Origin of the sequence: Streptomyces thermospinosisporus (genome assembly GCF_039526425.1) — a bacterium.
GTDB classification, from domain to species: domain Bacteria; phylum Actinomycetota; class Actinomycetes; order Streptomycetales; family Streptomycetaceae; genus Streptomyces; species Streptomyces thermocarboxydovorans.
This window is the reverse complement of record NZ_BAAAIZ010000021.1, coordinates 89,727-101,687: the sequence shown is the minus strand read 5'-3', so window position 1 is coordinate 101,687 and position 11,961 is coordinate 89,727. Positions and strand designations below refer to the sequence as shown.

Sequence of the window (11,961 nt, the reverse complement as noted above, 5' to 3'; positions counted from 1 at the left end):
GGCGGACCACTGCCTTGCGCAGCTGCGGCCAGGCCAGCAGCAGCACGACCACGCCGTACACCGTCACCGAGAACGGCGTGTCGACCAGACCCGTGACGCTGCCGTCGCTGATCTGCAGCGCACGCCGCAGCTGCTGCTCGGCGGCCGGGCCGAGAATGACGCCGATGACGGCGGGCAGCACCGGCAGGCCGTAGCGCCGCATCCCGAACCCGATCAGACCGATGATCAGCAGCAGCACCAGGTCGATCACCTCGCCGCCCACCGCGTACGCGCCGACCGCCGCGAAGAAGAGGATCCCGGCGTAGAGGTACGGCCGCGGGATGCGCAGCAGCTTCGCCCACACCGGCGCCAGCGGAAGGTTCAGGGCGAGCAGCAGCACCATGCCGACGAACAGGGAGGCGATCAGGCCCCACACCAGGTCGGGTTCGCGCTCGAACAGCAGCGGGCCCGGCTGGATCCCGTACTGCTGGAACGCGGCCAGCATCACCGCCGCGACCGCCGTGGTCGGCAGCCCGAGGGTCAGCATCGACACCAGCGTGCCCGCCGCCGAGGACGACGCCGCCGACTCCGGGCCCGCCACACCCTCGATGGCGCCCTTGCCCCACTCGTCCTTGTGCTTCGACAGCCGCTTCTCGGTCACATACGACAGGAACGTCGGGATCTCCGCGCCGCCCGCCGGGATCGCGCCGAACGGGAAACCGATGAACGGGCCGCGCGCCCAGGACTTCCAGGTGCGCCGCACATCGTCGCGGCCCAGCCACGGCCGGCCGACCGGGATCGGCTCCGGCGGGCGGCGCCGCAGATGCGCGGCGACCCACAGCGCCTCACCGATGGCGAACAGACCCACCGCGACGATCACCACGTCGATGCCGTCCGCGAGCTGCAGCGACCCGAAGGTCAGCCGCTGCTGACCGGTCATCTGGTCCAGGCCGACCAGACCCAGCGTCAGGCCGATCAGCAGCGAGGCCATGCCCCGCACCCTCGACGAACCCAGCACCGACGTCACCGCGATGAACGCCAGCACCATGATGGCGAAGTAGTCCGGAGCGCCGATGTCCACGGCCAGGTCGGCCACCGTCGGCGCCAGCGCCACCAGCAGGATCGTGCCCACCAAGCCGCCGGCGAAGTGCCCGATGGCGGCCGCAGCGAGTGCCTGCGCTCCGCGCCCGGATTTGGCCATGGGGTTGCCCTCCATGGCCGCCACCACCGCGGCGCTCTCACCTGGGGTGTTCAGCAGGATCGAGGTGGTCGAACCGCCGAACATGGCGCCGTAGTAGATCCCGGCGAACATGATGAACGCGCCGGTCGGGTCGAGCCCGTACGTCACCGGAAGCAGCAGCGCCACCGCCATCGCCGGGCCGATGCCGGGCAGCACGCCGATCGCGGTGCCCAGCAGCACACCGAGCGCCGCCCACAGCAGGTTGACCGGGGTGAGCGCGGTGCCGAAGCCGTCCAGCAGGGAGTTGAGGGCGTTCATGTCACAGCACTCCCATCAGCGGACCGCCGGGCAGCGGTACTCCGAGCAGCTTGTCGAACACGGCGTAGGTGGTCAGGGAGAGCACCGCCGCGATGAGCGGATCGCGGTCGATGCGGCGGCTGCCGAGGGCGTAGGCCGCGCCCCAGAACAGCAGGGCACCGGCGGCGGGGAAGCCGAGCGGGTCGATCAGCACCGCCGAGCCGAGGAACACCCCGGCGAGCAGCAGCACGGTGCGCCAGTCGGCCGGCTCGGACAGGTCGATGTCCTCGCCGGTCTCGGCCTGGCCCCGGCCGCCGCGCAGCACGTCCACCGCTAGCAGGGCGGCCACGACCAGCAGACCCGCGCCGACCACGACCGGCACGGTCCTCGGTCCGACGGGGCCGCGCTGGGTGAGGTCCACGTCCATGGTGAGCGCGTCGCTCAGGACGAGCACACCGAGCACCAGCAGCAGCGCGGACACGCCGAGTTCGGAGCGGTCGCGCCACCGGGAGCGGCGCTCTGCCGTCCCGGCCTCGGGAACGTCTGTCTCAGCCGTCACAGTCCCAGCTCCTTCAGCACGGAGACCACCCGCTTGTCCTGGGCATCGAGGAAGGCGCCGAACTTCTCACCGGTGAGGAAGGCGTCGTCCCAGCCGTTGCGCTTCATCGACTCCTGCCACTCCTTCGAGTCGTGCAGCGCCTCGGCCAGCCGGATGAGCTTGGTCCGCTCGGCCTCGGACAGGCCGGGCGGGGCGACCAGGCCGCGCCAGTTGGTGAAGTTCACGTCGTAGCCCGCCTCGCGGAGGGTGGGGGCGTCGAGGCCGGGCACTCGTTCGGGGCCGGTGACCGCGAGCAGCCGCAGCTCGCCCGCCTTGATCTGGTCCAGGTACTCGCCGACGCCGGAGACGCCGAAGGCGACCTTGTTGCCGAGGATCGAGGCGAGCAGCTCGCCGCCGCCGTCGAAGGGGATGTAGTTGACCTGCTTGGGGGAGATCCCGGCGGCCCGCGCCATCAGCATCGGCGCGAGATGGTCGGGCCCGCCGGGGGAGGAGCCGCCGCCGACCGGGAGCTTGCCGGGGGCCTCCTTCCAGGCGTCGATCAGGTCGTCGATCGTCTTGTACGGCGAGTTCTCGGCCACCACCACGACGTCCTGCTCCTCGGTGAGCCGGGCGATCGGGGTGGTGTCCGCCAGCGTCCTCGGCGCGTGGTTGGACCGGACGGCGCCGACGACGCCGAGCCCCATCGACATGGCGAGCTTGCCGTTGCCGTGCTCGCTCACCAGCCGGCTGAGGCCGACGGTGCCGCCCGCGCCGGGCAGGTTGAACACCTCGATGTTGTGGGTCAGTCCGGCGTCCTCGGCGTCCTTCGCGGCCGTACGGGCCGTGATGTCGTAGCCGCCGCCGGGAGTGTTGGGCACCATCAGGCGCAGGCCCGGGATCCGGGTGCCGGTCTCGGCCCCGCTGCCGGTCGTCAGCAGCGGCGGACCCGCGAGCACGAGCACGGCGGCCCCGAGCAGGGCGAGGGGGGTGCGCAGGCGCACGAATGCCACCACCTGTCGGTAGGTCGTCCTGGGAAGTTGTCGTCACAAGGTGTGGGGGGAGAACACGCGAAGCCCTGGGCGGAGGGTGGCGTGCGCCACATGGTGCACGTGCGCGTCAGGGCTGTCTCGCTTGCGGAACCAAAGGAGGTTCTGGTCATTGCGTCAACGGGCCGCGCGACCGCCGGTGCCGCACATCTCTTTCGCTCATGCCCAGGTGGCGGCCATGATGGGCGGCTGCGGCACCGGCGCGGCGGCGGAAGGACGGAAGGAGTGGAACGATGAGCAGCTCGCAGGGCACGCCCGGTACGTGCCCCGCGTCCGGGTCCGGGGACACCATCGACGTGCTGGTGGTCGACGACGACTTCATGGTGGCGCGGGTACACCGTGCCTACACCGAGCGCGTCGCACCGTTCCGGGTCGTCGGGGTGGCCGGCACCGGCGAGCAGGCCGTCGCCGCCGTCGACGAACTCCGCCCCGATCTGGTGCTGCTCGACCTCTACCTGCCCGATCTGTTCGGGCTGGACGTCATCCCCCGGCTGCGCACGGCCGGCCACGACTGCGACGTGATGGTCGTCAGCGCCGCCCGGGACGCGGACGCGGTGCGCGGCGCGGTGCGGCACGGGGTCGTCGACTACCTGCTCAAGCCGTTCGAGTTCGAGGAGTTCCGGGCCCGCCTCGAGCGCTACGCCGGCCGGCGCGGACGGCTGCAGGACACGGTGGTCCGCAGCCAGGCGGACGTGGACCGCGTCCTCGCCGGCGCGGCGGTCCCGCCGGCCACCTCTCAGGTGCTGCCCAAGGGCATGAGCGTGGAGACCGCCGAGCTGATCGAGCGCACCCTGCGCGAGACGGACGGCACGCTCTCCGCCTCCGAGTGCGCGGAACTGACCGGCGTCTCCCGCGTCAGCGCCCGCCGCTACCTCGAGCACTTCCACGCCCGCGGCACCGCCGAGGTCTCCCTCCGCTACGGAGCAGCGGGCCGCCCCGAACGCCGCTATCGGTATGTCGGCAACGAGGCGGCGCAGGGCGGCGGGGTGCGCCGGGGGGCGGAGGCGGAGGCGCGGGGGTAGGCCGCGCCGCACCCGGGACAGCGGTCGGTGTCGGCTGCGGGCCGGGTACCCGTGGGCTTGGGTGCCCGGGTGCCCGGGTGTCCGTGGGGCCGGGGCTGGTCGGCGGAGGCCGCGGGCAGCGGGATCGTGCGGCTGTCCGGGGCTTGGGTGGTCGTCGTTACGGGGCGGTCGCGGGTCAAGTGGGCGCAGGGTCGGGGCTGGTGGGCGGAGCCGGCGGGGGCACCGGGTTCGCGTGGCTGCCGGGGGCTGGAGGGTCGGCGCTACGGGGCGGTCGCGGGTCAAGTGGGCACAAGGTCGGGGCTGGTCGGTGGAGCCGGCGGGCAGCGGGTTCGCGTGGCTGTCCGGGGCTTGGGTGGTCGTCGTTACGGGGCGGTCGCGGGTCAAGTGGGCGCAGGGTCGGGGCTGGTGGGCGGAGCCGGCGGGCAGCGGGTTCGCGTGGCTGTCCGGGGCTTGGGTGGTCGTCGTTACGGGGCGGTCGCGGGTCAAGTGGGCGCAGGGTCGGGGCTGGTGGGCGGAGCCGGCGGGGGCACCGGGTTCGCGCGGCTGCCGGGGGCCTGGGCGGTCGCCGCCACGGGGCGGTCGCGGGTCAAGTGCGCAGGGCGGGGGGCCGGACGGTCGCAGCCGGTCGGCGGTCGAGTGTCGTGGGCCTACCGCACGTGGCGGGAGCCCTCGTTTCCCTGGAGCGAGCGTGTTGCCACGGCCTGGCATGTCGCGCCACACCAAGCCCGGTCGGAAGCCACGAGGGATGGCGCGGATGGGTCGCGACCGGGTCGGTGGCAGTCGGCCGAGCGCCAAGCGCCGGGGGTTCACCGGTCGCGCTGAACCCCGGATGTGAGCGGCTGCCAGGCCGCTGCCGGGCCGGGCCGGTGATCGGCCGGCGGATGAGGGAGGACAGCGCCCCCGACCGAGGTCGGGGGCGGCGCAGCCGACGGGCTGTCAGGTGCCGCGGGCCCAGCGGATGCGGTGGGAGGCGAAGGAGGCCGGGAAGCGGGCTGCGCCGAGGGCCAGGGCGGTTGCCGCGCTGGCGATGCCTAGGACGGCGCCGGCGGCGACGTCGCCCGGGTAGTGGACGCCCGTGTGGATGCGCGAGTAGCCCACCGCGCCGGCCAGGGCGCCCAAGGGCACGGAGGTGGCCGGGAGCACCGTGCCGACGGCCGTGGCGAAGGCGACCGCCGATGCCGTGTGGCCGGACGGGAAGCTCGCCGAGGTCGGCATGGGCACATGGCGGTCCACCGTCACCCGGGCCGCCTCACGGTCCGGGCGTGCCCGGCGCACCAGCCGCTTGCCCAGGAGGTTCGCCGAGGCCGAGGCCACCGCGATGGCGCCCACCCCGGCGAGCGCGGCCCGGCGCTGGCGTGCGCCGCCGAGGGCCAGCGCGCCCGCGATGGCGAACGAGATCTTGGAGTGGTCGGCGGCGTGGGAGAGGCGCCGCAGCGCACGGTCGAGCGCGGGCGTCGGCGTGGCGGCGACGGCGGCGTAGAGCGCGCCGTCCACCGCCCTCAGGTCACTCAGCACGGAGGCCAGCGCGCGCCGGAGGCCGTCGGCGGGCGGTACGCGTTCGGTGGGCGGACGGGCGACGGCGTCGTCTGAGCTGGTCGGCTCGCTCATGTCTCTCTCCCGCGATGGCGATGTGCGGTGGCGGCCCGTGCGCAGGGTCCGGGGATCACCAGGTGCCCACGGTACGCGTGCTCCATCCTGCGCCCGCGCGGAGGGCACGCCGAAGGCATCGCCGGCGCATACCCCCCGCCCGTATGAAAATCCAGGGCTGATCGGCTTGACTTCATACCCCAGGGGGGTATCGTGAGCTGCATCGAGACCGGCCGACGGGGAGTCGGCGCCCGTGAGGAGAGACGGCCATGCAGACCGGAGTGAAGATCACCGCGTTCGCGGCGGCCCTGGCCGCGACCTTCGGCACGGCCTACGGCGTCGGTCAGGCGCTGGACCCGGTCGCCGCCGAGCCCGCCCCCGCGCACGACAAACAGCACACGGCGTCCGGTCCGCCGGGCAAGGGCGGCGGCGGTCACGGCGGGCACGAGACCGCCCCGGCCGGCGGGCTGCAGATCTCCGAGGGCGGCTACACCCTCGACCTGCACACCCCGCGGGTGACCGCGGGGGAGCGCAGCGATCTGCGCTTCACCGTCCGGGACACCCGTGGCCGGGCCGTCACCGACTTCCGCCGGGTGCACGACAAGGAACTCCACCTCATCATCGCCTCGCGCGACCTGGGGACCTTCCGTCATCTGCACCCCAGCCGTGCCGCCGACGGCACCTGGAGCACTCCTGTGGACCTGCCCAAGGCCGGCGGCTACCGGGTCTTCGCCGACTTCACACCGGAGCGCAAGCACGCCGAGAACCTCACCCTCGGTGCCGACCTCGCCGCCTCCGGCCCCTACCGGCCCCAGGAACTGCCGAAGCCCCAGCGCATCGCCCGCGTCGACGGCTACGAGGTCGAGCTGAACGGCGACCTGCGGCCCGGCAAGCCCGGCGAGCTGCGCCTGAACGTCTCCCGTGACGGCAAGCCCGTCACCGACCTCCAGCCCTACCTGGGCGCCTACGGGCACCTGGTGGCCCTGCGCTCCGGCGACCTCGCCTATCTGCATGTGCACCCGAACGGCGAACCCGGCGACGGCAGCACCGAGCCGGGCCCGGACGTCTCGTTCACGGCCACGGCGCCGAGCAGCGGCAGCTACCGGCTGTTCCTGGACTTCAAGCACAACGGGGTCGTCCGCACCGCGGCGTTCACCGTCCACGCCGGATGGGCCACCGGCGACACCGCCGACGCCCCGTCCCACCCGGCGGAGGAGCCGGGCACGCCCGGCCACTCCGACGACGGCCACGGCCACTGAACCTCTGAGTCACTGCTGGTCGCTGAGCCGCTCGCGCATCACCGAGCCCCCGCCGGGCGCCGGTCAGCCCAGCGCCCGGTCCAGGTTGAACGCCGCGCTGATCAGCGCCAGATGTGTGAACGCCTGCGGGAAGTTGCCCTGTTGCTCCCCGGTGTGGCCGATCTCCTCGGCGTACAGGCCGAGATGGTTGGCGTAGGTGAGCATCTTCTCGAAGGCGAGCGTCGCCTCGTCGAGGCGCCCGGCGCGGGTCAGCGACTCGACGTACCAGAACGAGCAGATCGAGAACGTGCCCTCGTCGCCGCGCAGTCCGTCCGGGCTCGCCTGCGGGTCGTAGCGGTAGACCAGCGAGTCCGAGACCAGTTCCCCGGTGAGGGAGTCCAGCGTGGACAGCCACTTGGGGTCGGTCGGCGCGATGAACTTGGACAGCGGCATCATCAGCACCGCCGCGTCCAGCACGTCCCCCTCCTCCTGCTGCACGAAGGCCCGGCGCTCCGCCGACCAGCAACGGCTCATGATCCGCCGGTAGATGGCGTCACGGCTGGTCAGCCAGCGATTGAGATCGGCGGGCAGTCCGCGCCGGTTGGCCATGCGGACCGCCCGCTCGATCGCCACCCAGCACATCAGCCGCGAGTAGAGGAAGTTCTTGCGCCCGCCGCGGGTCTCCCAGATGCCCTCGTCGGGCTGGTCCCAGTGCGCGCAGACCCAGTCGACCAGCGCGCACACGTTCTCCCACTGCTCGCTGGAGATCGGCTCGGCCCACTTGTCGTAGAGGTAGATGGAGTCGATCAGCGCCCCGTAGATGTCGAGCTGCAGCTGATCGGCAGCGGCGTTGCCGACGCGCACCGGCGCCGAGCCCTGGTGGCCCTCCAGATGGGCCAGCTCCCGCTCGGGCAGATCCATGCGGCCGTCGATGCCGTACATGATCTGCAGCGGGCCCGAGCCGCTGCCGTCGCCCGGGCTGATGTGCCGGGAGACGAACCCCATGAACGCCTCCGCCTCCTCGGTGAAGCCGAGCCGCAGCAGGGCGTACACGCAGAACGCCGCGTCCCGCACCCAGACATAGCGGTAGTCCCAGTTGCGCACCCCGCCGATCTGCTCGGGGAGGCTGGTGGTCGGGGCGGCCACGATCGCCCCGGTCGGCTCATAGGTGAGCAGCTTCAGGGTGAGCGCCGAGCGGTGCACCATCTCCCGCCAGCGCCCCCGGTAGCGGGAGGAGGCCAGCCAGCGCCGCCAGTACCGGACCGTCGCGTTGAACTGCTCCTCCGCCTCCGCACTGGCGCATCCGCGCGGCGGCACGTCGCCGCCGACCTGGTCCAGAGCGAAGACCGCCGACTCGCCCTCGGCCAGCTTGAAGCCCGCGCGCACGTCCTGCCCCTCGGCCTCCACGGGGACCGTCGCGGTGAGCGCCAGCGCCATGGTGCCGGCGTCGAAGACGGCGGTGTCGCCGGTCAGGCGCAGGGTGTGCGGCCGGGTGCCGTACTCGAACCGCGGGGCGACGCGGGTGCGGAAGGGCATCGCGCCGCGCACGCACAGCACCCGCCGGATCAGCCGGTGCCGGCCCTCCCGGTCGGCCGCACCCGGGATCGGCATGAAGTCCTGCACCTCACCGACGCCTTCCTCGGTGAAGAAGCGGGTGATCAGGACATTGGTGTCGGGGAAGTAGAACTGCTTGGTGCGCGCCGGGACGGCCGCCGCCAGCTCGAAGCAGCCGCCGCGCTCGGCGTCGAGGATCGCGGCGAAGACGCTGGGCGAGTCGAAGGAGGGGCAGCAGTACCAGTCGATGGTGCCGTCGGTGCCCACCAGGGCCACACTGCGCAGGTCGCCGATCAGCCCGTGATCGGCGATCGGCACGTACCGCCGCGTCCCGTACGGCTGACGCTCACCGGCCGTCGCACCCATCGCAGCCTCCCGGACCCGCGCACGGGCCCTCCTGCCAGCTTAGGGTCGGTGCCGTGAACGCCGCTCGGCGTGCGACGCCCGGCACCGGGCGCGGCGTGGGCGGGAGCCCCGGACGTGCTCAGACCACCAGGACGCGCAGTCCCGCCTCCTCGAAGCGGCGCACCGTCTCCGGGGCCGCCGAGGAGTCGGTGACCAGGGTGTGCACGGCCCCGGTCGCGCAGATGCGGGCGAACGCCCGGCGGCCCAGCTTGCTGGCGTCGGCGGCCACCACCACCCGCTCGGCGCGCTCGCACAGCATGCGGTTGATCGCCGCCTCCGCCTCGTCGTTGGCCGAGGTGCCGTGCTGGGGATCGAAGCCGACGACACCGAGCACCGCCACATCCAGGGCGAGCTGCCCCAGTACCCCGTCCGCCAGCGGCCCGATCAGCTCGTACGACTGCGCCCGCGCCACGCCGCCGGTCACCACGATCTTGAACTGGGGCCGCACGGCGAGCTCGTTGGCGATGTTCAGCGCGTTCGTCACCACGGTCAGCGCCGGCGAACCGGAGCTGAGATCGCCGCGCACGGCGAGCGCCCGCGCCACCTCCGTGGTGGTCGTCCCGCCGGTCAGCCCGACCGTCTCCCCGGGCGCGACCAGGTCCGCCACCGCCTTGGCGATGCGCTGCTTCTCGGAGGCGTGCCGGGCGGTCTTGTAGCGCAGCGGCAGCTCGTACGACACGCCGTGGACCACGGCGCCGCCCCGGGTGCGCACCAGCATCTGCTGCTCGGCCAGCTGGTCGAAGTCCCGGCGGATCGTCGCCGCCGACACGCCGAGCTCGGTGGCCGCGTCCTCGACGTCCAGCCGGCCGCGCTCCACGAGCAGTTCCAGCAGCGCCTTCCAGCGGGCGTCCCGCGACATCCACCCTCCCGTACCCGGCCGGCCCAAGGTCTGCGGCGACCCTAACGCACTCCCTCGCCGCGGGCCGCGGCTCCGACGGCCGAGCGGCAGGGCGGCGGCCCGGGCATCCGGGTACCGATGAGACAGGGGCGCGACGAGCCCGCCCGCCCCGTGTCCCCCGGTGGGCGGGCGGTCTCGCGCCTGCGGACGTCCAGAGCTCCGAGGTGGCAGCGGCAGCGTTCACCAGAAGAAGTAGCCGCGGCCTTCGCACCTGGACGCCGTGAACGGTAGTGGAGGACGAGCGTGCGGCGCATCGGATTTACGCGCGGGCGCGCCAGGAAGCGCCCGAGGCCGCTGGAGCTGCATGCTTGATTCTGCTTGAAATCAGCCTGTATCTTGCAAGAATAATCATTCGCTCTGGGGGTACCGCATGACCCATGTAGAGACCGAACTGAGCAGCCAGCCGGAGTGCTGGACCCGAGCCGCCGCGGAGGCGGCCGAGCACGGCTCGGTACTGCCGACGGCGGGGGAGCGGGTCGCGGTCGTCGGCTGCGGCACCTCCTACTTCATGGCGCAGGCGATCGCCGCGCTGCGCGAGTCGAGCGGCCAGGGCGAGACGGACGCCTTCGCCGCCTCCGAGTTCCCGCACGGCCGCAGTTACGACCGTGTCCTCGCCCTCACCCGCTCCGGCACCACCACCGAAGTCCTCGACCTGCTGCGGGCGTTGCGGGACCGCACCCGCACCACCGCCGTCACCGCCGACCCGGCCACTTCGGTGATGAAGCTGGCCCACGACACCGTCGTGCTCGACTACGCGGACGAACGGTCCGTCGTCCAGACCCGGTTCGCCACCACCGCCCTCACCCTCCTGCGCGCCCACCTCGGCCTGCACTCCGGCGCCGTGGTCGGGGACGCGCGCACGGCCCTCGCCGAACCCCTGCCCGAGAAGCTCGTGGACTGCACCCAGTTCACCTTCCTCGGCCGGGGCTGGACCGTCGGCCTGGCCAACGAGGCCGGACTGAAGATGCGCGAGGCCTCGCTGTCCTGGACCGAGTCCTACCCGGCGATGGAGTACCGGCACGGACCCATCAGCATCACCACCGAGGGCACGGCGACCTGGATGTTCGGCGAGGCCCCCGACGGGCTGGCCGAGCAGGTCCGCGGCACCGGCGGGCTGTGGATCGAGGGCACCCTCGACCCGCTCGCCGAACTGGTCCGCGCCCAGCGCCTCGCGGTCGCCGTGGCCGCCTCCCGCGGCCTCGACCCGGACCACCCCCGCCACCTGACCCGCTCGGTCATCCTCACGCCCTGACGACACAGGGTCCCCCCCGCCGTCGCCCCTCCGGCACCGACACCGTCGACGAACAGGACACCCCGTGCCCCTCACCACCACCGGCGACCTCGTCACCCGAGCGGCCGCGGCACGCTCGGCGGTCGCCGCATTCAACGTCATCACGCTGGAGCACATCGAGGCGGTCATCGCCGGCGCCGAGTCGGTGAACGCCCCCGTCGTCCTCCAAGTGAGCGAGAACGCGGTCAAGTTCCGCTACGGACGCCTGCACCCGCTGGCCCGTGCCGCCGTCACCGCCGCCGAACGCGCCACCGTGCCCGTCGCGCTGCACCTCGACCACGTCAAGAGCGACGCCCTGCTGCGCCAGGCGCCGGACGCCGGTTTCGGCTCCGTGATGTACGACGCGGCCGGCCTGCCCTACGCCGAGAACCTCGCCGCGACCCGCGCCGCCGCGGACTGGGCGCACGCCCAAGGGCTCTGGATCGAGGCCGAGCTGGGGCAGATCGGCGGCAAGGACGGCCGGCCCCCCTTGGACGCCCACGCCCCGGGCGCCCGCACCGACCCCGACCAGGCCCGGGCGTTCGTCGCCGACTCGGGAGTGGACGCCCTGGCCGTCGCCATCGGCACCAGCCACGCCATGACCACCCGCACCGCGGCCATCGACCGCACACTGCTCAAACGCCTCTCCGCCGCCCTGGACGTCCCCCTCGTCCTGCACGGCTCCTCCGGCCTGCCGGACCCCGAACTGGCCGCGGCGGTCGCCGGCGGCATCACCAAGGTGAACGTGGGCACCGCCCTGAACATCGCGATGACCGGCGCGATCCGGGAGTACCTGGCGGCCCACCCGGAGGCGGTCGACTCGCGCAGCTATCTGACGGTGGGCCGCGAGGCGATGACCCGGACCGTGGCCTCGATCATCCAGGCCCTCGGGCCGGCCCCGGCGGCGTCGTCCTGACGGCCTTCCCCATCACCGAACTTCAGCTCGT

The 11,961-nt window shown here is 73.1% G+C and carries 10 protein-coding genes; 4 read left to right on the top strand and 6 right to left on the bottom strand.

What is annotated here, in order from left to right:
- The 3 genes from ABD207_RS09270 to ABD207_RS09260 form a co-directional block, all read right to left on the bottom strand.
- A partial coding sequence (locus ABD207_RS09270; protein ID WP_344011504.1) for a tripartite tricarboxylate transporter permease occupies positions 1-1,477 on the bottom strand: 1,477 nt, incomplete at its 3' end.
- Between the two features lies 1 nt (position 1,478).
- Positions 1,479-2,015 (bottom strand): tripartite tricarboxylate transporter TctB family protein, encoded by a 537-nt coding sequence (locus ABD207_RS09265; protein ID WP_344011502.1) that lies wholly within the window; start codon positions 2,013-2,015, stop codon positions 1,479-1,481.
- Positions 2,012-2,995, bottom strand: a complete 984-nt coding sequence (locus ABD207_RS09260) for a Bug family tripartite tricarboxylate transporter substrate binding protein (protein ID WP_344011537.1) — start codon at positions 2,993-2,995, stop codon at positions 2,012-2,014. Before ABD207_RS09260 ends, ABD207_RS09265 begins: the two co-directional genes overlap by 4 nt.
- A gap of 278 nt (positions 2,996-3,273) precedes the next feature.
- Here ABD207_RS09260 and ABD207_RS09255 point away from each other — a divergent pair, with 278 nt between their 5' ends.
- On the top strand, positions 3,274-4,062 hold the full coding sequence (locus ABD207_RS09255) for a response regulator (RefSeq protein ID WP_344011501.1): 789 nt from the start codon (positions 3,274-3,276) through the stop codon (positions 4,060-4,062).
- 936 nt (positions 4,063-4,998) lie between these two features.
- On the opposite strand, the gene ABD207_RS09250 is transcribed toward ABD207_RS09255, so the two are convergent.
- Positions 4,999-5,670 carry a phosphatase PAP2 family protein gene (locus tag ABD207_RS09250; protein ID WP_344011499.1) on the bottom strand — a complete coding sequence of 224 codons (672 nt, stop codon included), beginning with the start codon at positions 5,668-5,670 and terminating at the stop codon, positions 4,999-5,001.
- Between the two features lie 248 nt (positions 5,671-5,918).
- On the opposite strand from ABD207_RS09250, the gene ABD207_RS09245 reads away from it, so the two are divergent.
- Positions 5,919-6,908, top strand: coding sequence for a hypothetical protein (locus ABD207_RS09245; RefSeq protein ID WP_344011497.1), 990 nt, complete (start codon positions 5,919-5,921; stop codon positions 6,906-6,908).
- A 63-nt stretch (positions 6,909-6,971) separates the two neighbouring features.
- On the opposite strand, the gene ABD207_RS09240 is transcribed toward ABD207_RS09245, so the two are convergent.
- Both ABD207_RS09240 and ABD207_RS09235 read right to left on the bottom strand, forming a co-directional pair.
- Positions 6,972-8,807, bottom strand: coding sequence for a glycoside hydrolase family 15 protein (locus tag ABD207_RS09240; protein WP_344011495.1), 1,836 nt, complete (start codon positions 8,805-8,807; stop codon positions 6,972-6,974).
- A 118-nt stretch (positions 8,808-8,925) separates the two neighbouring features.
- Positions 8,926-9,705, bottom strand: coding sequence for a DeoR/GlpR family DNA-binding transcription regulator (locus ABD207_RS09235; RefSeq protein ID WP_344011494.1), 780 nt, complete (start codon positions 9,703-9,705; stop codon positions 8,926-8,928).
- A 409-nt stretch (positions 9,706-10,114) separates the two neighbouring features.
- Here ABD207_RS09235 and ABD207_RS09230 point away from each other — a divergent pair, with 409 nt between their 5' ends.
- Complete coding sequence (locus tag ABD207_RS09230) at positions 10,115-10,996, top strand: SIS domain-containing protein (protein WP_344011492.1); 882 nt, start codon at positions 10,115-10,117, stop codon at positions 10,994-10,996.
- 64 nt (positions 10,997-11,060) lie between these two features.
- A complete protein-coding gene (locus ABD207_RS09225) occupies positions 11,061-11,930 on the top strand; it encodes a class II fructose-bisphosphate aldolase (protein ID WP_344011491.1) in 870 nt (289 codons plus the stop codon).
- The last annotated feature ends 31 nt before the right edge of the window (positions 11,931-11,961 follow it).

Coding starts and splice junctions, on each gene's coding strand:
- ABD207_RS09255 (WP_344011501.1), top strand. CDS start 3,274: ATGAGCAGCTCGCAGGGCACGCCCGGTACGTGCCCCGCGTCCGGGTCC.
- ABD207_RS09235 (WP_344011494.1), bottom strand. CDS start 9,705: ATGTCGCGGGACGCCCGCTGGAAGGCGCTGCTGGAACTGCTCGTGGAG.
- ABD207_RS09240 (WP_344011495.1), bottom strand. CDS start 8,807: ATGGGTGCGACGGCCGGTGAGCGTCAGCCGTACGGGACGCGGCGGTAC.
- ABD207_RS09245 (WP_344011497.1), top strand. CDS start 5,919: ATGCAGACCGGAGTGAAGATCACCGCGTTCGCGGCGGCCCTGGCCGCG.
- ABD207_RS09250 (WP_344011499.1), bottom strand. CDS start 5,670: ATGAGCGAGCCGACCAGCTCAGACGACGCCGTCGCCCGTCCGCCCACC.
- ABD207_RS09230 (WP_344011492.1), top strand. CDS start 10,115: ATGACCCATGTAGAGACCGAACTGAGCAGCCAGCCGGAGTGCTGGACC.